Here is a 23,034-nt window from a genome sequence, read left to right on the forward strand (position 1 = left end):
AGCCGTTTTTAAAAGCAACGGATGGGCTTTAATTGTACAAACAGGCTCTACCCGCAAAGATAGAGCCTGTTTAAAACCGTTAAGCGGAGTGTGCTTTTTTCAACTGTGCTGTGTGCTGTGTTTGGGCAAGATAAGGCCCGGCAGCACGAATGTTCAGGGAAAGGATGCCCACCTTATCGCCCGACAGATGGTTGCCCAGAGGCAGAACTGCATCACCATTCGTCCATGCACAATCGGCCCAATCTGTAGCATGCCAGCCTTCCGGCTTTTCTGCCTGAAGGTGGGCTGTAATGTCATATTGGTGTTGGGCGCAAAGGAGACGCACATCAGCAACCGCTACACCCATGTAACGACGGTCATCTACAAAGGGGCCAAAAACATCAGTCGGGCGGCTGGCGTTGGAGATAATGCGCACGGATTTTACGCCTGGTGGAAGCATGAACATCACGTGGCCATTATGCTCACGCACCTGGCGAATAATGGCCCCTGTTTCGGTTACAAGGTGTATATTTGCTTCTTTTGTTAGGGCAGGTGCTTCTGTTGGCGCTGCGTAACCGGCTTGGTTGGCGCGTGCTTCAAGCTGCCGGAACAGGGGTTCCACAAATGCACGAGAGACATCAAGCGGTGCAGCCGCATCATTCCATGTCAGGTTCCGAGACGGTGCGATGGAAACAAGGTTACCTGATTGTTTAAAGCTAGAACGATTGCCGGTATCCAGATAGCTTTCTGTGAGCACGCCGTCAGCCATGATAACGGAATGGTTTTCAGTCTCGATATGATAATAATCATAAGAAGTGATTGATTTATCATAAGAAATAGAGCCGCCATTTACAAGCATACGGGCCGGTACAAACTTGCCATCAAAAAACAGGCAATGTTCGGCTGTAACGAGCATATCCTTGTAAGGCACGTTATCTGCAATGGCATTTTTGGTAATACGTACCGGGTATCCTGCCTCATCATCTGGTAAATCAGCACGAACAGATGCGTGTTTTTTGCCAGCCCAAATAACGGGGCGGGAAATTTCTTGACCATCTACATGGGCAATAACTTCATCACCAATCCGAATATCTTCAACTTTCTGAAGACCGGATGAAGTGAGGATCATGCTGTCAGCCAGAAAGCAGTTTAGAATATCTTGAGAGCTGTCCCACACCATTTGGGAAGGACCAGAGCCATCGTAGAAGCTGACATTTTGCAGCATGGTCACGCCATTGGAACCTGTAAGATTATAGGTGCCATCGGAGTTCTCGCTCCATGTTGGCTGGCCACTTCCAACATCAAACGAAAATATAATTGTATCATCAGCCGATAAGCCTGAAATATCTAAAGGAATAGAGTTTGCGCTAGAAATTTGAAGCGTATTGTGCTGGGCGCCGGCTGTTGTTCCAAACCCCACTCTTCCAGCGGAAGCATCTCCATAAAGAACAACTGTGCTGCTTTGATCTATATAGATATTTCCGGTCAAAGTGCCAGTAATGGTTGTATTTACGGCACCGACAAATTCAATCTGATATCCATCAGCTACAGTGGTTGGTCCATTTATTGTTAAATAAGTTGTATCTGTACTTGTGGAATTACCATTTATTATTGTGGGGTAAAAGCCGCCAATGGGGGTAAGGCTGAGGGAAGCAATGGTTGGGTACGTTCCTGTAGCAAGATTGACTGTAACAGGACCTGTTGCATTGGTGTTGTCAAAAACAACATCACTAGTCTTATCCGGCGTTCCGGCTGACCAGTTGCCAGATGTATCCCACAGGGCATCACCGCTGTTACCGGTCCATTGGGTAGTTGTCATTTTTGTGTCCAGTTTATTCTGAGGATGTAATTTTTGAGGGGTAGTCTGCTTAAAAAATGTTATCCAGATTGGAAAATATTATCAATAAAAAATGTTAGCATTATACAAATAATAATTTAAATCCCTTTAAAATCATTTACTTAAGTATGTGAATCGGTGCTGATTTAATCATGAGTTAAGAAGAGGGTACGTGAGGGGAGATGATATTTTTGTGATAGTTAATAAAAAATAGTTATTTACTTATAAATACGATTAATTTTCTTTATTTTTGGCGGATTCCATCGCAATTAGAAGGCCCCGTAGAACGTGGGCTGCATGGAAAACGTTAGGAAGCACGAAGCCTGAACGGTCTAAAAGGGCATGGAAAAAAGGGGGGTGTGAAAACTTTGTGAAAAAAGTTTACACTTTCCGCCACAAAACCCAATAAAAACAAGGGCTTGAACAGGAGGGTGGTGGAGCTGAGGGGAATCGAACCCCTGACCTCCTCATTGCGAACGAGGCGCTCTCCCATCTGAGCTACAGCCCCGCCTGTTCCGTGATTTTTGGGTGTATAGGGCTTACCAATTTGCTGTCAAGCTGTATTGTAGGCGCCTGATGGCAGACATGCGGGCATGCCATAAGGGTGTGTTCGGTTTTTTCAGCAGGGCAGGATTTGGCGTTCGTGTTTTTCGTTTTCATGCTGCTGATGCGGCTTTTGGAACTGTATAGTTGGGTGCTTCTGGCAGCCTGTATTTTTGTAAACCTGTATGCCTTTGGCATTCTGGATAGTCGCAACCAGATTGTCTGGAAAATAGGCGTGTTTCTGGAACGGATAACAGAACCCGTGCTGGCCCCCGTGCGGCGTATGCTGCCAATGCCGGGCGGCATGGACTTTAGCCCAATGGTGGTGCTGCTGATTATCCAGTATGTGCTACAGCCGGGGCTTGTCAGCCTGTTTCGTGCGCTGATGTATCATTAAAACGTACGGTGGCTGGCGTTAGCCCGGTTTGTTAAAAACGGAGCAACCGCCATGCCGCATCTTTTTCGCACATTGGGCCTGTTTTGCGCCACCATAGCCGCCACACCCGCGCTGGCGCAGGATACACCGCCCGCTACATCCGCCCAAATGTACACAGGCAGCATGGCAGGCGGCCAAGGTACCTTTAAACTGGTGCAAACGGGGGATGAAACCTTTGCCGAAGTTTCGGTCGTGGGGGATACCTGCGCCGGATCAGCCGAGGGCGCAGCCGCCCGCCACGGCACAACATGGGTGGTTACAACAGATCCGGAATATAACGGCCAATCATGCCGCATCACCTTCCGTATGGGGGCGCATGGCGTGATAGGGAGCGAGGAACAAAATTGCGCGCCCTATCATAATGGGGCCTGCGCCTTTACCCACGCACAACTGGCCCGCACGGCGCAGTAAGGCCGCCACTTTACACGGCATACCGCACACATGCGGGCACAAAAAAGCCGCCGGGGCCAATAAGGCTGCGGCGGCTTTTTTGCAGTATGGCAGGCAAAAGCCCGCCAGCCTGTATTAGTGATGAGAGGAAGACGCGTTGGGGTCTTTTTCAATGTGGATCAGGCTGTAGCTGCACATCACGACAACCGGAACAAGAAAAGCCACCACAGCAGAACCCATAGCTGCAACGTTCATGCCCAGGAAATACAACATCAGATCCAGGCCCAACAGTGCAATGCACAGAAACATGCCCATCCCAAAAACCCCTTTATAGTGTTCCGTCGGAAACAGAGGCTGCCGGGCCAGTGCCATGTTCATGTACCAAATGCCCCGCAGATTCCGCCGGAATCATGCCAAATCAAAACAGCGTCACCCTTACTCTTTTGCCCCGTGTGGTCAACCGCTATCTGGGCATGGCGTTATGGCGGGTAATGCTGGTCTGCTTTTGTGCGGGTTGCAGGCTGCGGGGGCGGCCCCAATGTTTAAAGCAGGCTTATGTAACCGAGGATAAGATTTTTATGTCTGAAAAAACAGAAAACCATACCCACCACCTGCCATCCGCCACAGATATTAGCCGTGAAATGGAACAGGTAAAACGGGAATACGATATTGCGCTGAAGGATCGGCCAGAACACGCAAAAGCTTTGGGTGAACGCCTGCGTAAGCTGGAAGCCCAGTTGCAGGAAGGCGCGCGCGGCAAGGCCTGAACGCCCTGAACATATGCTGGGCCGGGGGCACATACCCCCAGCCCACATAATATATAAAGCGCCCGGCCTTAGTGCTGGGCGTTGCTGTTTTGGGCCGCCCCCGTAGCGGGTGTTGCGGCCTGCGCCTTGGCAGCCCAAGCGGCGGCCACAGCCTGCGGGCCAGTGAGCGTTTGAGAAACCGGAGCCGCCTGTGTTGCCGGGCCTGCCTGCGCTGCGGGCGTGGCGGCGGAGGAGGGCGCACCAGCAGAATCTGGCTGTGGGTTGAGGATACGTTGCGGTTCTGGCTGCTCATAAGCCGAATGCAGGGCCTGCCTTTGGGCCTCTATGCTGGGTTCATGAAAAGCCGAAACCGGGCCAAACCCAATTAACCTATCCCGGAACCGGTTGGTGGAGGCCACGGGGGAGCGGATGCAGCCTTTTACAACCGTAGAGCACGCGCCATCCGTGCCAATCATGCGGTCATTATCGCCGCTGTAATGCAGGTCATACACACGGCCATCCACCATCCGCAGGCTGGCCACGCAGGTTTTGCCCGCACCGCCAAAGGTGGTTTGTGTCATGTTCACAAATGTCTGGAGCGGAAACAGCGAGGAATCGTTGGTGGAAGGCATGTTGACCGAGCGCACATACTGATAAACCGTGGTGTGCTCATCTATCTTCTGCGTTTTGTCGGGAATACCTGCGCAGGCCTGTAAATCCTCATTTGTCATGCCAATCACGGCCAACTGGCCCTTATGGGCGGTGCGGCTATCTATATATCCGCAGCCTGCCAGCGCGGGCAGCAGCACCAGCGCGGCAAGCCCACGTGCACGATAAAACAGAGAAGCAGCAGAGGCAGAAACAGGTAGGGAAGGAAAGGGCAGACCGGTCATTACTCTTGGTTCGTAAAAGGGTGGGGTGGTGTTCAGGGCGGTGTGTTGTGGGCTTCGGCGCGGGCAATGTCCAGATACAGTAAAATCAGCAAGGGCAGGGGCCAGATAAAGGGGAGCGGCACATGCCACGCCATGGCTAGGGTGCCACACAGTGCCCCAGCCGCAAACCCCAACCAGGAAAGCCCCGGCAACAAAGCCGCCCCCGGTGGCGGGGGTTTAACCGTGCTGCCCGGCCAGCGCGCGGCCAGTGATGTAGCCAGCGCAGAGGCACATTTCAGCAGGTTGCTGGTGATCACAATGGTTTGGATAGCGGTGCCAGAAAACCGGGCAATTGTTTCACCCTGCACGGCCATAAGGGCGGGCAGCAGCACAAGGGCCAGCGGGCGGTGCCACGGCGTAAGCATGGCAATTTGCGTGGCCCCCAGCAGCGCGCCCACACAGGCTATGCCAATGGCCGCCTGCCAGCGCAGCCGTGCCAGAGTAGCCAGCATGGCCACCACAAAAAACGTGCCTAAAATTTCCAGCAACATCAGCGCATGCGGCCAGATGCCCCCAACAAGGGCGGCGGCCAGATGGGTTGTGTTGCCTGTCATGGCGGAGGCAAACAGCCCGCCCAGATACACAAAGCCCAGCGCATCCACATACCCGGCTAAAAGATCCAGCACCAAAATGCGCCGCGCAGAAACCCGCACGGAGGAAGAAGAAGAAAGCTCGGCCATATTCATCCATCAGCATACAAAAACATTACACAAAATCCACCCGCCGCCTTTGTGCCCGCTGCGTGGCATATAGGCCATTCACAGGGCCGTAAGGCTGTATTTGCGTGCCAATGGGGTGGCCGTAGGTGTGGATATCAGGCATCTATGCGCAAGTTTATGCGGCATGGCACGCGCGGCGGGCCTTGCTGGCAGGTGGGGTTTTTCCGTATTCTGCGGCCAGACCAAAGCAAGGAACAAAGTAGATGTTGGGATTCCGTCCTGTTTTTCTGGCGTTGGGGGCCTGCACTGCCCTGTTGGCCGCGCCCCCGGCGGCTTATGCGGCGGAGAAGAACCCTCATTACGGGCTGCAAATTATGAAGATGCGCCCCGGCCCACCCCCCATGACAGTGGCCACAGCCGCCCCCGGCATTTTGGATTACGATGGCATACCCACCGTATTGGGCACAAATGCGGCCAATGTGGGCGGGCTGATGTATTTTTGCTACCACAACAAGCTGATAACAGACACCACGGTGAACATGCTGGGCCGGGAACTGGCAGAACTGCCGGATGTCCGCAATTCGTCCGATTACGCATGGGGTGGCATTGGCATGCTGCGCCTTGGCCCAGACCAGATGTTTGATACCCGCACCCTAAACCGAGACCAGCGTGAGGCCGTATGCTCCCGCACCGCCCTTATGGGGCCGGATCTGCTTAAGGCCGCCCGCAATGGTGATGCCGCGCCAAGCATAGATAACCAGCGGGCATCGGATGAAAAACCAAGATGGCCGTCTGAACCCCCGCCGCCTATCCGTGCCACAGCCCCCGTTGCCGCTGCGGCGGCTGTTCCCGCAGGTGTGGCCGCCACACCCAAGATAACAGCGCCAGCGCGTGCGGTTTCGGCCCCTGTTGCGCGTGTGGCAACACCACGCCCGGCTGTATCTGCCCCGGCTTATGTGGCCCCGCGTGCTGTGGCTGCCACGCCGCATGTGGCGGCCCCTGCGGTTTCTGCCCCTGCGCCGCAGGTTGTCTCTGCTCCGCCACCGGCTGTTATGGCCCCCACACCCGCGCCAGCACCCAAGCCAGTGCCCTATACGCCGCTGCCCTCGCAGCAGGCTATTCAGGATGACGTGGCGCAAAAGGCCGAAGCGCGAGAAGCCGCAGCACAGGCCGAATTTGCCCGTCAGGCGGCATCTCAGGCCGGAGCCGTGCGGTAATACGCGCCCACCACAGCGCCCACACACACATCAGGCCCGCTGGCAGCCGTGCTGGCGGGCTTTTGCGTTGCAAGCCATGCTAAAAAGGGGGATGCGTGTCTGTTTTGATAGAACAGCTTAAACAAAGTTTTAAGTACACAGGCCGCCTGTCTGTTTCCGATTATCGGATATGGAGCGCATGGGTTGTTCTTATATTTATACTTACATATCTTGCGCATGTTGGCGTTATGTATCTTTTTTATAAATATGCAGATCCTTCAACTGTGGCCACAACAGCTTTGTATGCGTTTTATGCTGTGCTTTTTGTGCTGTATCTGTTTCTTTTATGCGCCGTTATTTCCTCTTCGGTCAGAAGGCATCATGATTTAGGCAGGAACGGCTGGTTTTCTGTTTTATGTTTTCTTCCATATATAGGCGTGGGTTATTGGATTTACCTTTTATGCGCCAAAGGTACGCAAGGCCCCAACGCCTATGGGCCGCCCGCATAGCAAACGCCCCAGTATTCTGCCTTGGCCCATATTCCGCCACTGTTTGCAGGTTAGTGTGGTGGTGTTGAACAAAGCTGCTGCCATATCTATTTGCTATATAAGTTTGGCAGATGCCTGCCCCACACCGGCAGGCCATAGAAAAGACGGATAAAAGAATGCGTAAGATTGTAACCCTTGGCCTAGCAACCCTTATGGCTGCCACCATTGGCACCGCCGCAAACGCCAGCGAACCGGGCGGCTGCCTGAAGTATGGCGCCGCTGGTGCCGTGGGTGGCCATATGGCCAACCATCATGGTGTGCTGGGTGCGGCTGCGGGGTGTGCTGCGGGCATGTACCGCCGGCACGAATACCGTAAGGAAGCCCGCGCCAAGGCCGCGCTGTATGATAAGGAACACCCCGGCGCAAAGGGCACGTATCAGCAAAAAGCCACGGCGTATGATGTAGAACATTCCACCACCCCCGGCACCATGCAGCCCAACCAGCAGCCTAACGGTGCCCCGCAGGGTGGTGAAGCCCAGCCAGAAGGCGCACAGCACCTGTAATATGTTGCGGCTTATGCCCACCAGTATCTGGGCTTAAAATGCAAAACGGCCCCGCTGCCTTGCCCCATATGCGGGGTGTAGGCAGCGGGGCCGTTTTTTATGCGCGCGGGGGCAACGCTTGTTAGGTGCGGTTGGGGTCTGTGTGTTCTGTGTCTCCATTATAAGGAGATGTTAGCTGTGCGCGGGCTTCCCCTTTGGGGTAGGCGGCGGTGTGCAGGTTGAGGTACATCTTGCCATCATGCAGGGCTTTTTCCTGCTCTGCCGTTAAAATGGCGGTGCCAGAAAACGGGCTTTTAAACGGGCCTTTCAGGGTGATCATATGGTCTGCCTCCTGCCCCGGATCTGCCGGACCATGAAAGTGCGCCACCGTAACCTCCCCGCTTAGCCCATCCCACGTAATGGTGTAGCGCAGCTCATGCGTGGAAGGGAAAAACACCGCATCCACCTTGCCAGTTGGGTGGGATGTGGCGTTGTGTTCGGCTGTAAAATCACCACCAAACCGTTCGCTGCGTTCAGCATGGGCGGTGGAAACCAGCGCACTTACAGCCGCCGGAACCACTGTAACCGCAAGCGTGACACCCAAAGCCACCTTGCGAAACACTTTTTTGCTGGCTGAAATCATACGAAAGCGCCCTTTCAAACATAAAAACATCTGTGCGATAGGCCTATAACGGCCCGCTCTGGCAGAGGTTCCTGCGCTAAAGGGCGGGCAAGGGCACGTATTTGCACCACTTGCCGCCAATATGGGGCTGGCCAGCCTTGTGTTGTAGCCCGCAATCTCTCACGCTCGCGTGATACATAAAGGGGCCAGCACGCCGCCGTAACCGCTGTAATTGCCCGCCGCCCCAAAGTGGCGCGGCACAAGGCGCAAGGCTTAGAACACCTGCCGCAAACGGATGGTTTTGCCGCCGGAGGTTTGCAGCACAAGGTGTGTGCCATCTGTTGTCCAGCCGGTTACGCTGCTTAGCAATGGGCTAAAGGTGTTTGCAATGTCATTCTGTTTGCCAAGGCAGGCCATCCGCGTGCTCATGCTGCCCGCAGGCGTGGCTTTTACGCTACCCTTTGGCCCAAACACCAACCCGCCCACATAGCGGTTGCAGCCATCGGAACCAGAAATCTTGCCCGTATCGTTAATGTCCAGCGTGGGGGCAAACATATCTGCGGCTGGGTTGGGGTTTTCATCCGTGGCGCTGTCATCTGTGTCGGGCACAAAATTGCCGCCACGCAGCTTGCGGCCATCCATAGCCGTAACCACCCAGCGCGTATTGTTTAAACTGGTGGGGGGCACAAGGGCGCCACCGCAGCCCTGCAAGGTTTTGGTGGCGGTTGTAAGGGTTACGGTATCTGTAAACACTTGGCCGGTCATGTTGTCTGTGCAGGTAGATGCGGTAAGGGCGGCTTTTATGTCCGATGCCTCGTAATACCGGGTGCCACCTTCAGAATAAGCGTGGCGGATCACGCGGGCCATGCGCGGGCCATCTGGTGTTTCAACAGAAAGCGCGCCATCAGCCAGTGTCATGTTCCAGAAGGGTGCGTTCCCGCGGGCTTCATACACATCTTTGGGGCCGGTGGCGGCTACCGGGGCTTCCTTGCCCTGTGGTGTGGTGGTGGTGCGGGGTTCTGCACAGCCAGCCAGCACCGCGCCCGCAGCGCACAGCGCAAAAAAGCCGGAGCGGGAAAAAGGGGCGGAAAAGCGCATGGCCAAGTGTCCTTCTACTTCTGTTGCCCCTTGGCAGCACAGGCACGCCGGGCGATGGAAAACGCGTGCGTGTATCTGTGCCGCATTATGCCAGAACTGTTAAGGGGCACCTATGCCAGCCGGGCCAGATGTGCGGGATTGTTAATGGATATGCCTGCGTGCAGAATCATTTGACACTGAGATAAGATAATATATACCTAACTCTAACTTTTTCTTAACAATTCTTTAAGAGTACCCCATGGCTACCACAAGCACCATTCCATCTTCAGGAACTTATATACTTAACTTTGCAACTATAAAAACAGTAAATTCAACATCAACTGTTTCTGATGTCCAAAACAGTGTTGAAGTCACTTTTAATAGTTCAACAAGCTTCACTATTAACGGTGTAACATATTCATATAATTTCACTTGGGGTAAGGCTGGTTCACCGCAAATCATATTGGGTGATACGGCGGGCGGATATTTTCTATTAACAGACGCAAATGTTAATATCTCCAACTATACCTATGTGAATGATTCATACGGCCAAAGTAACAATCATTGGCAAATAAGAGGAACCGATGGCACACGGTCATCGCTGGCATTTCAGAACCGCGATTTTGACCCATGCTTCCTTGCGGGCACAGAAATTTCAGTGAATGGATCAACGTGTAAGGTTGAAAATCTGGTTATTGGTGACCGGATCGATGTGCTTGTAAACGGTAAAACAGAGCAGAAAACGGTTTCCTGGGTTGGGAAATCAACCTGCGTTGTAAAGCCTTTTCTTTCTGTAGATATGGCCGGGTACCCGGTGCGCATTCTTAAGGACGCCATAGCAGATGGCGTGCCTTTTAAGGATATGCTGATCACCCCTGAACATTGCCTGTTTCTTAACGGCCGCTTTGTGCCTGCGCGTATGCTCGTAAACGGTCGGTCCATCTTTTACGATCAATCTTTCACGTCTTACGATTATTACCACGTTGAAACCGAAGATCATGCCGTTATCATCGCAGATGGTGTTTTAACGGAAAGCTATCTGGATACCGGAAACCGGCAGAGTTTCCGCCAGGATGGTGATGTGCTTTCCATAACCCGCAGCCGTCAGCTTACTTGGGATGATGCCGCAGCACCGCTTGATGTCTCCCGCGCTTTTGTTGAGCCATTATTTCAAGAGTTCAGCGCACGTGCGGCAGAAATGGGCTTGCCGCTGCACACAGAAACACCAGTTCTGACAGAGGAAAGTGGCCTCTCTCTGTCATTGGGCAATGGTCGTGTTATCTATCCCCTGCGTACGGAAAAAAATTACGCTCTCTTTATGGTCCCCGCAGGCATTGAAACGGTTTACATCCGCTCCAACGCCAGCCGCCGTAATGAGGCAATAGGGCCATTTGTAGATGATCGCCGCCATCTTGGGGTTCTGGTTGGGGATGTCAGGATTTTCGAAGGGGCAACTTCGCGCACGATCACATCTTATCTGCACGATGAAAATCTGGACGGATGGAATAACGTAGAGTTTTACCCCATGCGCTGGACGGATGGAAATGCCTGCCTCCCCCTCGGCCAGAGAGAGCCGGGAACAGGCGCACTTCTTGCCCTCCAGATTCTAGAAGCTGGCCCTTATGTTGTCAGGGCTGAAATGCCAGAAGAAACCGCGCTGCGGGCTTAATAACCTCACCCTGCTCCATATTTTGGGGCAGGGTTTTTTTATAGATGATAACTCTGCGCCAATATGTGGCGTGTTTGCGCCGCGCGCACGTATTTTGTAAAAGCCGTGTTGTTGCGGCCAAGTTATCCTGCACATTGTGTGGGTATGATGGGCGATAGCTTAAAGCTGCGGGCCATCCAGCAGTTGCCCTGCTTGCGTAATCTGCGCGCTTAAAACAGCAAAAAATACACAAATCAAACAGCCGCAGGGCCGTGTAACGCCTAAGGTCTGCCGTGCACGCGCTCTGGTTGCATGCATGTGCACAGTATGGGAGGAGAGGAACAAGGTGTTACCAAAAGGATACCCCATGCCCCAACCCAGCGGATATGACCCCGAAGAAAGTGCATAGAGAAGCATGAAAATACAGGGTTACAACTTTTTTTGCGATATGCCGGAAGATACGCGCTACCTGCGCCGCGCCCAGCCGGATGAGCGGTTTATTGAAGAAAACATGATCTTCATTCTGCCAGACCGGTTGCGCAAGTTTCGGCGTAATTTGTGGCATGTGCGGCGCAACCCCGGCCCGGTGCATATTTATGTGCCATTGTTTAGAGTGGAAACCCTGCTGGAGAGTGACCCCCTGCCGCCAGAATACGGCCCCCCGCAGGATGTGTTTCCGTTTTACACCCATACCACCCGCAGGCGTGGCCGCGCGCTGGATTACTACGTGCTGTTTATCTTTAGGGATAAGGAATCCTACGTGCGGTGCAACGCTGCCTTGCCTGTGCCATAACGGCAGTGGGGCAGCTTAAATGAAACAACAGGAGTTTTAGCATGGCCCAGCAGCGTTTTTTTAAAGTGCATTTTGCGCGGGCGGGGCTTTTTGCCACGTGCGGCATTGTGGCGGCGCTGCTATGCAGCCCAGCGCAGGCGGCCAGCAAATCTCCTTCAGAAGATACAACATTACTGGATACGCTGCATGATAAAGGCCCCGTTGGCCCAGCGCAGGCGGGTATGAGCCAAATAGAGCGTAAAAGCGGGGTTATCCAGCATTGGGGCTGGCAGTGCAATTTTAACAGCGCCACCAGCAAGCCGTTTGTATGCGGCGTGCAGCAGAATTTTCAGATAAACGATACCCAGCACCACGTCACCAGCATTATTGGCAGCATGCAAATTGCGCGTGCCGTGCCACCCAACAGCACTGCGCGGCTGTCTGATGCGCCATACAGAATTATCGTACGGGTGCCGCTTGGCCTTTCGCTTAGCAAACATTCCTTTTTGGGGGTGGATAACGCGCCGCCCGTGCCGCTGGAATGGCAATATTGCGATACTAAGGGCTGCCTGGGGCTGGCCACCTTTACGCTGGAACTGATGGACGCCCTGCGCCGTGGCAAAGTGGGCCATCTGATGTTGTCTAAGCGTGATGCAGGTGTGCTGACCATAAACTTCCCGCTGGAGGGGTTGGCTCCGGCGTTGGATACCGCAGATGGCTGGGCCGGTAAGGATGGCGGGGTGTCTCCTTAACGCCACAGTTGCAACTGCAATCTGTTCTCATGTGCAAATTTTAGAGAGCGGCCACTCCATATTCTCTCTGCGCGGCAAGGGGCCAGAACAGGCCCTTTGCACGCCGTGCGGCGGCCATGCCAAGGCCAATTTTTAGCCCCTGTTCAGCACTGTGCTGCGGGTGGCATGCGTTGCCAAATACCTTGATTATTAAAAGATAGTTTATAAAACATCGGGCCGTATTTTTCGGTCTGATACAGCCGGGCCTGCGCCTGTTTTACGGGGTATGGTCTGCGCATTTTCTGCACCAAAAACGCCCCGCAAAACCACTCTATAACGGCAGAAAACCGCAAAAATCTGAGCCTCATTTAGGCATTGCAAATGATTCGCAATGTTGGTAACTGCCCAGCCAACACACCAGCAAGAACCACGGGGTAAAACGGGTATGCACCGCAACAGGGTTATTTTTTGTGCGCTTCCCCTTACATTTTTCATAAGCGGTAAGGTTCTTGCAGCAACCCAGACACCCACATCCGGGCAGTCTCAGCAGGTTGGGGCAACGGCAGCAAAACACGGCAAGGCCACCAACAAGGGGCCTGCATCCGCCGTGCATGTTGAAGGGGTGGAAGTGCGCGCGCGCAGGGCATCCACCCTGGCGTCTTCCGCCACCAAATCCAACACACCGCTTATTGAAACAGCGCAGTCTGTTACAGTTATTACGCGGGATGAAATGGATGTGCGCGGCGTGCTAAGCCTTAATCAGGCCATCCGTTATGCGGCGGGCATTACGTCTGATTTGCGTGGCGGTGGCGTAGGCACACGGTATGACCAGTTCATGCTGCGCGGCTTTACCGTGCCCACCTTTTTAGATGGGCTGAAGGTGCAGGATAGCCCCACCGGGTACGCCACACCGCAAACAGATACATCCCGCCTTGATAGGGTGGAAGTGCTAAAAGGCCCGGCCTCTGCCCTGTATGGGCAATCCAGCCCCGGCGGGCTTGTAGCACTTTCCAGCAAATTGCCGATAGACAAACAGTTTTACGGAGATATCACCACCACCGGCGGCAGTTTTGATCTGTACCGGGTGGATGCAGATGTTGGCGGTTACGCCACCAAGGATGGTTCCGTGCAGTATCGGCTGTATGGCACGGTTAATGGCCAGCACAGCCAGCTTGCACGCACGGGCAGCCGCCGTTTTTCCATAAGCCCGGCCTTTACCTTTGGCGCACACGGCCCCACCACGCTTACCCTGCTGGGCAATTATCAGTATGACCCCGAAAACGGCACCTATGGTGGCGTGCCGCTTGTGGGCTCTCTCAAACGTGCATCATACGGGTACCTGCCGCGTAACTTTTATGATGGTGACGTGCCTTTTGAAAAATTCAACCGCAGGCAGGGCGGCATTACCTATATTCTAAACCACAAGTTTAACGATGATTGGAGCTTTAGCACCCGCGGCCGGTATGATGATGTAAAAACCATCTACCGCAGCGTGTATGATGGCGGCTATTACGATGCAGACCCCACAATGCTGGCCCGTTCTGCCTTTGGCACCAACGAGCACACGCATAATCTGGCGTTTGATAGCCAGTTTAAGGGCCATGTGCGCACCGGGCCAGTGACGCATGATATGATGTTCGGGTTTGATTACATGCAGCAAAGCGCCACAGAGGTAGGCTATTATGCCGCTGCGCCCTCTTTGGATGTGCTGCACCCCAATTACCACATGACCATGCCAGACATGGGCAGCCCATATATGAGCTACCGCACGGATTCACACCAGATTGGCATGTACGCGCAGGATGAACTGCGCTGGAAAAACCTGATTGTAACAGGCAGTTTGCGGAATGACTGGTACCGTTCCCACCAGATGAACTATATCAGCCACACCGGCACCAGTGAAAGCCCGCGCCAGATTACGTGGCGTGCTTCTGGCCTGTATCACTTTGATTTCGGGCTTGCGCCATATATCAGCTATTCCACATCCTTCCAGCCGCAGTCTGGCGTTGTGTCTAACAATGGGGGGCAGAGCTTCCGGCAGGCAGATCCTTCCTTGGGCAAACAGCTTGAAGGTGGGGTGAAGTATCAGTTCCCCGGTACATCCGTGCTGCTAACAGCCGCTGGCTTCCATATCGAGCAAACCAACGTGCTGGTGGCTGTGGGGAATTTGGGTTACAATACGCAAAGTGGCAAGGTGCATTCAGATGGTTTTGAATTTGAAGCCCACGCCGAACCCTACAAAAACCTAATGATTACTGCCGCAGTAAGCGTGCAGAAAATTAAGGATGATTCCACCGGCAAGCCGCTTATGCAGTCTGGCAAAGGCAATGCATCTCTGTTTGCCTATTACACCATGCCCAAAGGTGTGATGAAGGGTTTTGGCTTTGGCGGCGGCCTGCGTTATTCCGCCCCACGTTATGGGGGCGAGGCCTCTTACGGCAGCGTGCACGTGCCGCAATATACGGTGTTTGATGGCTCCATTGGGTATGATCTGTCTAACCTTTCTCCCTCTCTGCGTGGGTGGAGTGTGGCGGCCAGCGTGCGCAACCTGTTTGATAAAAAGTATATCGGCAACTGCATGGCCTATGCCTCTTACGGGCAGGAATGGTGCTATTATGGAGAGCGCCGGAACGCCCAAGGCAGCATTGGCTTTAAGTGGTAAGCCATCTGTTTTGTAAAACAGGCCAAACGGCCAGCAATATTTAAAATACCCCGCCCACCATAAAACAGTGGGCGGGGTATTTTTTTACCGTGTGCGCGGGGCCTTGCCCGGTTGCGCTGCTTTTGCCGGAGGCAGCGCCAAAGCAGCGGGAAACACCATTTGCGCCAAGCGGTTTTCATCCGCAGGTAGGGGTGTGTGCCCCGGTTCCACACCGTTTTCTCGCAGTAGAAACGCCAGAACATCTATGTTGTCCTGCGGGGGCAGGGTGCCCGGCGCCATAAGCGGCATGGCATGGGTGATGTAGGCGTACAACTTGTTGAGCGATGTATTGGCCCAGCGCGCCACAAACAGCCCACGCAAAGGCGGCATATCATGCGCGCCCTCCAACCCGGCGCCGTGGCACATGGCGCAGGTGCCTGCGTAAATTTGCGCCCCGTGGTCTGCCTGTTCTGCCGTAAAACTTGGCGCGGCAAGGGCGGGGGCCGCAGCCGGTGCATGGCGTGGGGCAGCCTGTGCAACATGGGCTGTGGCCACAAGCCCGGTTGCGGCCAACAGGGCGGCGCAAAATCCTTTAGCCGTTTGGCCCTGTTTTGCAAAAATGCGGTGCTGTGCCATGCCGTTATCCTCTGCGGGGCCGAAAGCGGGAGAACAGATCTTCAAACACAGCCACGGCCTGTTCGGCCTCTGCGCGGTTGGGCTGTTCCATACTGTTGCCCACGCCTTCCAGCTCTCCCAACCCGGAAAGGTTGACACCCTGCACCATCAGCCCATCGGATTTGGAAAGCATGGCCGCCCCCTTGTAGCGCACGCCATAATTGGCGGCGGGTTGTGGCGGCAGCCACGCCGTTTGCCCGCGCACGGGAATAAGAGATTTATCGCCCCACAAATCTCGCGCTGCATAGCCGGTGCAGTTAAACACCACACGTTCTGGCAGGTCTGCCACTTCGGATGGGCTATGGAATTCCCGTATCTCAATACGCCCGCCTGCCTGATAAAAATCAGACAACAAAGCGTGGCCAAACGCGCCAAAATTGTAAATCATAATGGGCTTGCGCCGCGCATACGCAACGGGGAAGGGGTTATCCGCCCCGGCCAGAAGCTCGGCTGCGGGAATAATATCCTTTATCCTCTCACCATATTTAGCAAATTCGGCCTCGCTTTGCGGCACGCCGGTAGAGGCATAGGAACCTTTGCTGATATCGGGCGCGGGCTCGGTATGGTCGGCCTCATCCGGTGGGGTGTCGGATAGGATGTAATTGTCTCTAAAATCCACCGGGTTGCCAGGCAGGCCCAAATATTCCCGATACGTTTGCCAAGAATACCGCGCCATGCGCTCCCACGTGGCGGCAAAATCTGGCGTGGCGGCGGTTATCAGCGCAATGCGTGAATCCGGTGTCCAACTGCCATTGGCCCGCACAGAGCGCGTATGGGGCAGCATATCCCGCGCATAAATGGTAACATTCATGCCCGCGCGCTGGGCGGTTATGGCGGTGGTAAGGCCAATAATGCCGCAGCCAATTACGGCCACGCGTTTTTCCATAAGTGGGGCGGCGCGTTCTACCGCCATAGCGGCAGACCCCCATGAAAGAGACCACCCGCTGCCGCCATGCCCGTAATTGTGCACCACAATTTTATCTGCCACCGGCTCTATTTCCAGCCGCGGGCCAGCGGGGCGGAAGGGGCGCAGGCACACCTTAATGTCCATTATCTGGTCTGCATGCACGCGGGCGGGCGTTAGGGCGGGTACGGTGCCGGGCGGCGCGGTGCGGCCCATAGCCTGTGCGGCCTCTGGCACGCTGGCCCAGCTTTTGCGCCCGGCGGCTAAGGCACCGGCAGCCAGAGAAGCGGCAAAAAGGTTTCTGCGTTTCAAAAGGGGCGTCCTTTATACGGTTTCTGTTTTGTCGCGCAGCATGGCGAGGGGGCAACATAGCAGGGCGGGGGTGTTTCCAAAACCCACATATCAGCCAGTGCGGGCACGCTCGGCCGCCAGCTCGGCCAGGGTTTGGGGGTCATCATGCGCAATGTCATCGGCCAGCGCGCGCAGGGTGGGGGCGCAGTCCAGCACTGTTAGCGGGCCTTGGGTAAAGTAAAGCTGGGCCACAAGCGGGGTAATCTGCTGGGCGCAGTTTTGTAAAACTGTCACAATCTGGCGCACGGTGGCGGTATCGTGCGCAAGCTGGCGGGCCATATAGGCGCTGGTGCCGGGTAGGGGCGGCCATTCCTGCGTGTTGGGCAAAGGCCGCTTGCGGGGGGCTGCATGTGTTGGTGATGTTGGCATGGTGGTGCGGCTTTCCTGCAAGGTGGGTTTCTTGCAGGGTTAGGCAGGACTATGAGGGCAGGAAAGCGCGCCGCATCCGGCTGTAACAGTTGTGCTGCGTAGCCCCCCAAAGGCTGCCGCATGGGTGCAACAGATCTGGCAGGTTTGCACACATAAACGCCAAACAATGCCCCCGCTATTTTTGCAAAAAAATGCGTTACTGGTTTTTGGCAGATCAGTTCTTTTTGGGGGCGGTGCTTTGCTTTAATTCCTGTATAACGGCATACCGCATCATGCTTTTTTCATAATTTTTGCGCAAAAGAAAAGCGCCAGCCGCAATGCTGCCAATGGCGGCCACAGTAAGATACATGGAAACAATAAGCGAGCATTGGGCAACAGAAACCTGATGCTGCAAAAATGCCGCTGGCAGCAACATGGTTAAATGGAAAAGAGGGGAGGCCATGCTTTTGAGCAGATAGAGGCTCAACACGCCTTCCACCACAAAAGTGGCGTATAGAAAGCGGCGCAAATGCACGGGCATTTTTTGCCATTGTTCCGATGGAGTGTTCTGAAATTTCAAGAGAGACGTCATGCGCTGAAACATAGCCGATGCCTTTTGCTAGAGCGTGTTGCACTCACTTTTGCATATCATATGCCAATTAAGGCAATAGCATGGCCATGTTGCTGCAAGAGGGCCAGCACATTTTTGCACTGGCCCAAATGGTGCTTTAAAAACACCAAAATATGTAAGCAGTTTTTGGCAGATCAGGCGGTTTTGGCAGCACTGTGCGGCACAGCATCCGCTAGCAGGTAAGGCCCGGCGGCCCGCACTTTAAGGGAAAGCATGCAAATGGCCCCTTGAGTTTGCTGCGTGGTCAGGGGCAGTTCGGCATTGCCGTTTGTCCATGCGCAATCTGTCCAATCTGTAGCGTGCCAGCCTTCGGGCTTTTCGGGCTGCAAATGGGCCGTTACAGCCTGCTGTTTGGCGGCGGATAAAAGGGTAACTTCCGCCACAGCCACGCCAAGGTTGCGCCTATCATCTACAAAAGGCCCAATCACATCTGCCGGGCGGCTTGCGCGGGAGACCACGCGCACGCCCTGCGTGTTGGCGGGCAGGATAAAGTTGTAAGTGTTGTTCTTGCAGTTTGCAGGCCAGATGGTGGCGCCTGTGTTGGTGATAAGGTGCAAATCCGGGTTATGCACGGTTGCTGGCGCGGCTGCGGTGGCCCCCTGTGGGTGGCGTGCGGCAATCTGGCGGAACACGGTTTCTACCTGCTCTCTTGCCACACAAAGCGGGGCGGCGGCATCTGTCTGCCAGCTTTTGGCGGCCCCACCAATCTGGATAACATTGCCTTTTGCAGTAAAGCTGCGGCGGTTGCCCGTATCCAGATAGCTTTCTGTAAGCATACCATCGGCCATAATAACCGCGTGGTTTGGGGTTTCAATGTGGTAGTAATTATAAGAGGTGATGGATTTATCGTAAAAGATGGAAACACCGTTTACCAGCATACGTGCGGGAATAAACGCGCCGTTAAAGAACAGGCAGTGTTCGGCGGTTATCAGCATATCCTTAAAGGGCACGCCATCGGCAATGGCATTTTTAACAATGCGCACGGGGTAGCCTGCCAGATCATCCGGCAGGGTGGGGTTAACCGTGCAATGCGCCATACCCGCCCAGCTAAGCGTGCCAGCAGAGGCCACGCCATCTGCATATGTCAGCACCTCATCCCCAACGCTCAGATCCTGCACAGCAACCGCGCCGTTGGGGGTGGCAATCTGGCTGTCTGCCAGAAAGCAAACGGTTATGGCGCCGTTGTTATAGGATGTGGCAATAACATCTAGGCTATCACCCTGCACAGTCGCGTTTGTAAAGCCGCCGGTAAGGTTAAAAGCATCACCCGCTATTGTAACGGTGCCCAGTTGCTGGCCGCTGTTATCTACAAGGGTAATTGTGGTCGTTTTGTTGCGGTTTATATTGTAGCTGACAGTGCTATTATCGATAGAAATATTGTCTGCGGTGCCAAACGTGAGCACGTTGCTAATACCGGCGCCAAAATTTCCGGTAATTGTAAGCGCCAGCGGGCTGGAGGCAGAAAGGTTCTGCAAATCCAGGTTGCCGCTTGTGCCGGTAAAATCAATAGTGCTGTTTAATGTGTTGGATGTGGCATCAAATGTAACGGTCTGGTTACTGCCAACAGTAATTGTGGGGGTTGCCATAACGAGGACTTTCTTAAAAGGATTAAGTTTGGAATTACCTAATATAGAAAAGTTAGATTATGAAGCACAAATGCACAAGGTTAAAAATGTTTAAACTACGCTAAAGTGATGGAACTTTTTAGCGTATTTTCTAACACGGCTGTGTTCTGCCGTTTCTGGCCCGGTGGCAGAGAATGTGTAACAGTGGCTTGTCTCTCTCATTATAAACAAGGCTTGTATTATGAGCTGGCATAATTGGGGTGTGTTTTGCGGCATAGTGTTCTTTTTGTGCGCAATTCCCGGCCCCAACATGCTGCATGTTCTGGCCAGCGTGGCGCGGGTGGGCATGGCGCGTGGGGTGGCCACCATGTTGGGGTGTTTAAGCGCGGTTGTGCTGGTGCTTGTGGCTTCTGCCGCCGGGTTGGGGGCAGCGCTTGCGGCCTCTCCTCATCTGTTTGGCGTGCTGCGCGTGTGCGGGGCGGTGTATCTGGTTTGGCTGGGCATACAGGCATGGCAAGAGGGCGGGCGCGTGCCACCTTCTGTGCCCGCCGCTACGCCCAACACGCCCGCCGCGCAGGCAGAAAGCCCGCAACATGGCAGCGCATGGGGGCGCTGGCGCAAGGGGTTTTGGGTGGGGCTTAGCAACCCCAAGCTGTTGCTGTTTGCGGCGGCGTTTTTTCCGCAGTTTATTGCCCCCCATGCCCCGCAGCTTCCGCAATTTGTGGTGCTGATAACCACCTTCGCGCTGCTGGAAATGCTGTGGTACGGCGTGTATGCCGTGGGCGGTTACACATTGGCCCAACAGTTGCAGCGCCCCGCCATACGCCGGGTGTTTAACCGTATAACAGGCTGCGTGTTTATGGGCTTTGGGGCCGTGCTTTTGCGTGGGCGCGCATAAGGCCGCAGAGGGGCAGCTATTCGCTGTGTATATTGTGCCCGGCTGCCTAGTTGATTACGATACGCAATAACACACCATACGCCCCGGCCTTTTGCACGGCCCAAATAGGATACGCACCAGATGTCTCAGCCCAAAAAAGGATGGCCCAAAAACTGGCCTCTGGCCGTGCTGTGCTGCTGCGTTATTCTTGCGCTTTCCATTGCTGCATTTAGCATGGGCGTGGCTTTGGTGCTGGAAAACAGCGTGGCGGGGCCGCTGTGGTTGTTTATTTCCGCCATTACCTACTACATTGCCGATCAATCCATAGAATGGAAGAACAGGCCCGGCGGCGGAAACTAAAACCCCCGCACGTTGGGCAACATGCGGGGGCAAAGTGGTGTTAGCCGTTGGCGGCCACTGGCAGCGTAAATTCTGCGGGCGTGGCCAGATAAGGGCCAGCTTGCAGCACTTCCACCGTAAGCAGCGCGGGGCCGCGTGCCGTGGTGGCGCTTAATGGCAGAAGGGCGTTGCCATCTGTCCACCGTGCGGGTGGCTGGGGCATATCCTGCCAGCCATAGGCACCATCTGCGTAGGCCAGATGGGCGGTTATTTCTGTGGCCGTGCCAGCAGAAAGCACCGTTACGCGGCCCAGCAGCACGCCCAGCATGCGGCGTTTATCTACAAACGGGCCTTCTACATCACACGGGCGAGATGCGCGTGAAACAAGGCGCACTTCCTCCACCCCCGCAGGCAGCATAAAGGAGATATTGCGCCCCATTGCCCGCAAAGGCCGAATAACCGTGCCCGCTGCCGTAACAAGGTGCAGCCCGTGGCTGTGGGTGAGTTCTGGCTTGGCAGAAGCTGCCATATGGCCCGCAACATCTGGCGCACGCGCGGCCAGCACACGCCATATGGGTTCCACCACATGGCGCGCCGTGCCCAGCGGTACGGCAGCGTGTTCTGCCCAGCTTTTGGCCTTGGCCCCAATGGTAACAACATTGCCATCGGATACAAAATTGCGGCGGTTGCCCGTATCCAGATAGCTTTCTGTAAGCATACCGTTGGCCATGATAATGCTGTGTTCGGCTGTTTCTACATGGTAATAGGTGTAATTGGTTATGGAGCGATCAAAAAAGATGCTGCTGCCATTTACCAGCATACGCGCGGGCACCAGCATGCCATTGGCAAAAATGCCGTGTTCCGCCGTAACCAGCAGATCCTGATACGGCACCCCCGGCGCAATGGCATCGGCCAGAATACGCACAGGGTAACCTGCCATATCATCGGGCAGGGCGGGGTTTATGGTGGCCTGCGCCATGCCAGCCCACACCACCGGGCGCACATGGGTTACGCCGTTTACAAATGTGAGAACCGCATCACCCCGGCGGATGTTTTCCACCGCCACCACACCGTTGGGTGTGGCAATCATGCTGCCTGCCAAAAAGCAGATCACGCCTTGCCCGCTATCAATGGTGACAGTCTGGGCTTCATCCCCCGTGGGCGCATCTGTGTAGGAACTGTCATACGTGACAGAGTTGGGATGAACGGTTGTGCCAGATGCCGTTTCCAGCGTGACATTGCTGGCGCTAAGCGTGGCTGTGGTTACATCTGTGCCTTCTACACCCAGCCGGTCGCCTTCTTTCAGGTTGGCGATTGTTACACCTTGCGTGGCGTTTTGGTTGCTGGGCAGCACAATGGTGTTGTTGCCTGTGCCAAACACAACGGTACCCTTTGGCCAACTGTTGGAGGGCAGTGTGGCCGTGGCGCCATTATTAAGCGTGAGTGTGCCGGTAAGCTGGCTGTTATCTGTAAAGCTAGAGCCAGTTACCGTAATGGGGCCAGACATGTTGGTAGAATTACTGGCGGTGCTTACAACAGAACCCCCAGTAATATTTAGCGCGCCCTGGCCGCCGCTTCCGTTAACTGTGCCCATAACAATATTGGATTTATCAATATTGATGGTGCCGCCCTGCTGCGAGGCAAAGTTAAGCCTTGGGTTGGTCCAATCCTGCGTTACGCCTTCAAACGTGGCTGTGCCGCCAGAATTCACCACTAAGCCCGCGTTTAAACTGAGCGGACGCTCAATTGTGGCTGTGCCGCCGTTTTCCACAGTAAGCGTATTAATGCCCAGTGCGCTGCTGCTGTTGGCAATAACCAGCGTGCCCAGCACATCTACATTTAAGGAATAGGGCTGCCCCAATGTGCTGACATCCGCCGGAACAGTAACCGTAGCGCCAGCCGGAATGGTAATGGTGCCGCCGGTGTGGCTATCTGGCGCATGTGTGGCGGGTTCACCGTTGTATTGCCAGTTGCTGGCATCGGTCCACACCCCACCAGAAGCAGGGCCAGCCCACGTGTAGTTTGAACCAGAGGTCCAATCGGGTGTTGTCATAGATTTGTATAGTCCTGCATGAACACAGTAAAGAAATCCAACAAGTACATTC

At 54.7% G+C, this 23,034-nt stretch carries 24 protein-coding genes and 1 tRNA gene; 12 read left to right on the forward strand and 13 right to left on the reverse strand.

What is annotated here, in order from left to right:
- Positions 1-79: 79 nt before the first annotated feature.
- Together ACP7IZ_RS02515 and ACP7IZ_RS02520 are read right to left on the reverse strand one after the other, a co-directional pair.
- Entirely contained in the window at positions 80-1,798 is a 1,719-nt protein-coding gene (locus tag ACP7IZ_RS02515; protein WP_426847710.1) for a Hint domain-containing protein, read from the reverse strand.
- Between the two features lie 450 nt (positions 1,799-2,248).
- Positions 2,249-2,324, reverse strand: a tRNA-Ala gene (locus ACP7IZ_RS02520).
- A gap of 135 nt (positions 2,325-2,459) precedes the next feature.
- Here ACP7IZ_RS02520 and ACP7IZ_RS02525 point away from each other — a divergent pair.
- Positions 2,460-2,756, forward strand: coding sequence for a YggT family protein (locus ACP7IZ_RS02525; RefSeq protein WP_020944560.1), 297 nt, complete (start codon positions 2,460-2,462; stop codon positions 2,754-2,756).
- A gap of 51 nt (positions 2,757-2,807) precedes the next feature.
- Positions 2,808-3,206, forward strand: a complete 399-nt coding sequence (locus tag ACP7IZ_RS02530) for a hypothetical protein (protein WP_426847711.1) — start codon at positions 2,808-2,810, stop codon at positions 3,204-3,206.
- A gap of 114 nt (positions 3,207-3,320) precedes the next feature.
- Here the strand turns inward: ACP7IZ_RS02530 and ACP7IZ_RS02535 are convergent, their stop codons facing one another.
- Positions 3,321-3,563 (reverse strand): hypothetical protein, encoded by a 243-nt coding sequence (locus ACP7IZ_RS02535; protein WP_426847712.1) that lies wholly within the window; start codon positions 3,561-3,563, stop codon positions 3,321-3,323.
- Between the two features lie 200 nt (positions 3,564-3,763).
- Between ACP7IZ_RS02535 and ACP7IZ_RS02540 the strand changes: the two genes are divergently transcribed.
- Positions 3,764-3,952, forward strand: a complete 189-nt coding sequence (locus ACP7IZ_RS02540; protein WP_003626200.1) for a hypothetical protein — start codon at positions 3,764-3,766, stop codon at positions 3,950-3,952.
- A gap of 68 nt (positions 3,953-4,020) precedes the next feature.
- On the opposite strand, the gene ACP7IZ_RS02545 is transcribed toward ACP7IZ_RS02540, so the two are convergent.
- Positions 4,021-4,824, reverse strand: coding sequence for a hypothetical protein (locus ACP7IZ_RS02545; RefSeq protein WP_426847713.1), 804 nt, complete (start codon positions 4,822-4,824; stop codon positions 4,021-4,023).
- A gap of 32 nt (positions 4,825-4,856) precedes the next feature.
- Complete coding sequence (locus ACP7IZ_RS02550; RefSeq protein WP_426847714.1) at positions 4,857-5,543, reverse strand: YoaK family protein; 687 nt, start codon at positions 5,541-5,543, stop codon at positions 4,857-4,859.
- Positions 5,544-5,785: 242 nt separating this feature from the next.
- Here ACP7IZ_RS02550 and ACP7IZ_RS02555 point away from each other — a divergent pair, with 242 nt between their 5' ends.
- The 3 genes from ACP7IZ_RS02555 to ACP7IZ_RS02565 all read left to right on the forward strand — a co-directional run bounded on the left by ACP7IZ_RS02555 (position 5,786) and on the right by ACP7IZ_RS02565 (position 7,769).
- Complete coding sequence (locus ACP7IZ_RS02555) at positions 5,786-6,739, forward strand: hypothetical protein (protein ID WP_426847715.1); 954 nt, start codon at positions 5,786-5,788, stop codon at positions 6,737-6,739.
- A 95-nt stretch (positions 6,740-6,834) separates the two neighbouring features.
- Positions 6,835-7,227: a DUF805 domain-containing protein gene (locus tag ACP7IZ_RS02560; RefSeq protein ID WP_426847716.1), complete on the forward strand. Its 393-nt coding sequence runs from the start codon at positions 6,835-6,837 to the stop codon at positions 7,225-7,227.
- Positions 7,228-7,337: 110 nt separating this feature from the next.
- Positions 7,338-7,769: a hypothetical protein gene (locus tag ACP7IZ_RS02565; RefSeq protein ID WP_426847717.1), complete on the forward strand. Its 432-nt coding sequence runs from the start codon at positions 7,338-7,340 to the stop codon at positions 7,767-7,769.
- Between the two features lie 121 nt (positions 7,770-7,890).
- Here the strand turns inward: ACP7IZ_RS02565 and ACP7IZ_RS02570 are convergent, their stop codons facing one another.
- The gene (locus tag ACP7IZ_RS02570; protein ID WP_426847718.1) at positions 7,891-8,391 is read right to left on the reverse strand and encodes a CHRD domain-containing protein; all 501 of its coding nucleotides are present in this window, start codon (positions 8,389-8,391) and stop codon (positions 7,891-7,893) included.
- 252 nt (positions 8,392-8,643) lie between these two features.
- Positions 8,644-9,468 (reverse strand): META domain-containing protein, encoded by an 825-nt coding sequence (locus tag ACP7IZ_RS02575; RefSeq protein WP_426847719.1) that lies wholly within the window; start codon positions 9,466-9,468, stop codon positions 8,644-8,646.
- A gap of 442 nt (positions 9,469-9,910) precedes the next feature.
- Between ACP7IZ_RS02575 and ACP7IZ_RS02580 the strand changes: the two genes are divergently transcribed.
- From ACP7IZ_RS02580 to ACP7IZ_RS02595, 4 genes are all read left to right on the forward strand, one after another.
- Positions 9,911-11,116, forward strand: coding sequence for a Hint domain-containing protein (locus ACP7IZ_RS02580; RefSeq protein WP_426847720.1), 1,206 nt, complete (start codon positions 9,911-9,913; stop codon positions 11,114-11,116).
- Between the two features lie 394 nt (positions 11,117-11,510).
- Complete coding sequence (locus tag ACP7IZ_RS02585) at positions 11,511-11,888, forward strand: hypothetical protein (RefSeq protein ID WP_006117042.1); 378 nt, start codon at positions 11,511-11,513, stop codon at positions 11,886-11,888.
- Between the two features lie 41 nt (positions 11,889-11,929).
- Entirely contained in the window at positions 11,930-12,619 is a 690-nt protein-coding gene (locus ACP7IZ_RS02590) for an invasion associated locus B family protein (RefSeq protein WP_426847722.1), read from the forward strand.
- 424 nt (positions 12,620-13,043) lie between these two features.
- Entirely contained in the window at positions 13,044-15,260 is a 2,217-nt protein-coding gene (locus ACP7IZ_RS02595; RefSeq protein ID WP_426847945.1) for a TonB-dependent siderophore receptor, read from the forward strand.
- Positions 15,261-15,344: 84 nt separating this feature from the next.
- On the opposite strand, the gene ACP7IZ_RS02600 is transcribed toward ACP7IZ_RS02595, so the two are convergent.
- From ACP7IZ_RS02600 to ACP7IZ_RS02620, 5 genes are all read right to left on the reverse strand, one after another.
- On the reverse strand, positions 15,345-15,875 hold the full coding sequence (locus ACP7IZ_RS02600) for a c-type cytochrome (RefSeq protein WP_426847723.1): 531 nt from the start codon (positions 15,873-15,875) through the stop codon (positions 15,345-15,347).
- 4 nt (positions 15,876-15,879) lie between these two features.
- A complete protein-coding gene (locus ACP7IZ_RS02605; protein ID WP_426847725.1) occupies positions 15,880-17,130 on the reverse strand; it encodes an FAD-dependent oxidoreductase in 1,251 nt (416 codons plus the stop codon).
- 90 nt (positions 17,131-17,220) lie between these two features.
- The gene (locus tag ACP7IZ_RS02610; protein WP_426847726.1) at positions 17,221-17,538 is read right to left on the reverse strand and encodes a hypothetical protein; all 318 of its coding nucleotides are present in this window, start codon (positions 17,536-17,538) and stop codon (positions 17,221-17,223) included.
- Positions 17,539-17,752: 214 nt separating this feature from the next.
- A complete protein-coding gene (locus ACP7IZ_RS02615; protein ID WP_426847727.1) occupies positions 17,753-18,097 on the reverse strand; it encodes a hypothetical protein in 345 nt (114 codons plus the stop codon).
- A gap of 185 nt (positions 18,098-18,282) precedes the next feature.
- The gene (locus tag ACP7IZ_RS02620) at positions 18,283-19,734 is read right to left on the reverse strand and encodes a Hint domain-containing protein (RefSeq protein ID WP_426847728.1); all 1,452 of its coding nucleotides are present in this window, start codon (positions 19,732-19,734) and stop codon (positions 18,283-18,285) included.
- A 220-nt stretch (positions 19,735-19,954) separates the two neighbouring features.
- Between ACP7IZ_RS02620 and ACP7IZ_RS02625 the strand changes: the two genes are divergently transcribed.
- On the forward strand, positions 19,955-20,611 hold the full coding sequence (locus ACP7IZ_RS02625; protein WP_426847729.1) for a LysE family translocator: 657 nt from the start codon (positions 19,955-19,957) through the stop codon (positions 20,609-20,611).
- A 120-nt stretch (positions 20,612-20,731) separates the two neighbouring features.
- Positions 20,732-20,950, forward strand: coding sequence for a hypothetical protein (locus tag ACP7IZ_RS02630; RefSeq protein WP_426847730.1), 219 nt, complete (start codon positions 20,732-20,734; stop codon positions 20,948-20,950).
- 40 nt (positions 20,951-20,990) lie between these two features.
- Here the strand turns inward: ACP7IZ_RS02630 and ACP7IZ_RS02635 are convergent, their stop codons facing one another.
- Entirely contained in the window at positions 20,991-22,982 is a 1,992-nt protein-coding gene (locus tag ACP7IZ_RS02635) for a Hint domain-containing protein (protein WP_426847731.1), read from the reverse strand.
- Positions 22,983-23,034: the final 52 nt, after the last annotated feature.

This window comes from Acetobacter sp. AAB5 (genome assembly GCF_050106715.1).
GTDB classification, from domain to species: Bacteria; Pseudomonadota; Alphaproteobacteria; order Acetobacterales; family Acetobacteraceae; genus Acetobacter; species Acetobacter oryzifermentans.

Excerpts from the sequence above, each read along its gene's own strand:
- ACP7IZ_RS02610 (WP_426847726.1), bottom strand. The coding sequence starts at position 17,538 with ATGCCAACATCACCAACACATGCAGCCCCCCGCAAGCGGCCTTTGCCC.
- ACP7IZ_RS02600 (WP_426847723.1), bottom strand. The coding sequence starts at position 15,875 with ATGGCACAGCACCGCATTTTTGCAAAACAGGGCCAAACGGCTAAAGGA.
- ACP7IZ_RS02625 (WP_426847729.1), top strand. The coding sequence starts at position 19,955 with ATGAGCTGGCATAATTGGGGTGTGTTTTGCGGCATAGTGTTCTTTTTG.
- ACP7IZ_RS02595 (WP_426847945.1), top strand. The coding sequence starts at position 13,044 with ATGCACCGCAACAGGGTTATTTTTTGTGCGCTTCCCCTTACATTTTTC.
- ACP7IZ_RS02565 (WP_426847717.1), top strand. The coding sequence starts at position 7,338 with ATGCCTGCCCCACACCGGCAGGCCATAGAAAAGACGGATAAAAGAATG.
- ACP7IZ_RS02555 (WP_426847715.1), top strand. The coding sequence starts at position 5,786 with ATGTTGGGATTCCGTCCTGTTTTTCTGGCGTTGGGGGCCTGCACTGCC.
- ACP7IZ_RS02515 (WP_426847710.1), bottom strand. The coding sequence starts at position 1,798 with ATGACAACTACCCAATGGACCGGTAACAGCGGTGATGCCCTGTGGGAT.
- ACP7IZ_RS02540 (WP_003626200.1), top strand. The coding sequence starts at position 3,764 with ATGTCTGAAAAAACAGAAAACCATACCCACCACCTGCCATCCGCCACA.
- ACP7IZ_RS02535 (WP_426847712.1), bottom strand. The coding sequence starts at position 3,563 with ATGAACATGGCACTGGCCCGGCAGCCTCTGTTTCCGACGGAACACTAT.
- ACP7IZ_RS02570 (WP_426847718.1), bottom strand. The coding sequence starts at position 8,391 with ATGATTTCAGCCAGCAAAAAAGTGTTTCGCAAGGTGGCTTTGGGTGTC.
- ACP7IZ_RS02620 (WP_426847728.1), bottom strand. The coding sequence starts at position 19,734 with ATGGCAACCCCCACAATTACTGTTGGCAGTAACCAGACCGTTACATTT.
- ACP7IZ_RS02575 (WP_426847719.1), bottom strand. The coding sequence starts at position 9,468 with ATGCGCTTTTCCGCCCCTTTTTCCCGCTCCGGCTTTTTTGCGCTGTGC.
- ACP7IZ_RS02590 (WP_426847722.1), top strand. The coding sequence starts at position 11,930 with ATGGCCCAGCAGCGTTTTTTTAAAGTGCATTTTGCGCGGGCGGGGCTT.
- ACP7IZ_RS02585 (WP_006117042.1), top strand. The coding sequence starts at position 11,511 with ATGAAAATACAGGGTTACAACTTTTTTTGCGATATGCCGGAAGATACG.
- ACP7IZ_RS02530 (WP_426847711.1), top strand. The coding sequence starts at position 2,808 with ATGCCGCATCTTTTTCGCACATTGGGCCTGTTTTGCGCCACCATAGCC.
- ACP7IZ_RS02635 (WP_426847731.1), bottom strand. The coding sequence starts at position 22,982 with ATGACAACACCCGATTGGACCTCTGGTTCAAACTACACGTGGGCTGGC.
- ACP7IZ_RS02550 (WP_426847714.1), bottom strand. The coding sequence starts at position 5,543 with ATGGCCGAGCTTTCTTCTTCTTCCTCCGTGCGGGTTTCTGCGCGGCGC.
- ACP7IZ_RS02545 (WP_426847713.1), bottom strand. The coding sequence starts at position 4,824 with ATGACCGGTCTGCCCTTTCCTTCCCTACCTGTTTCTGCCTCTGCTGCT.
- ACP7IZ_RS02630 (WP_426847730.1), top strand. The coding sequence starts at position 20,732 with ATGTCTCAGCCCAAAAAAGGATGGCCCAAAAACTGGCCTCTGGCCGTG.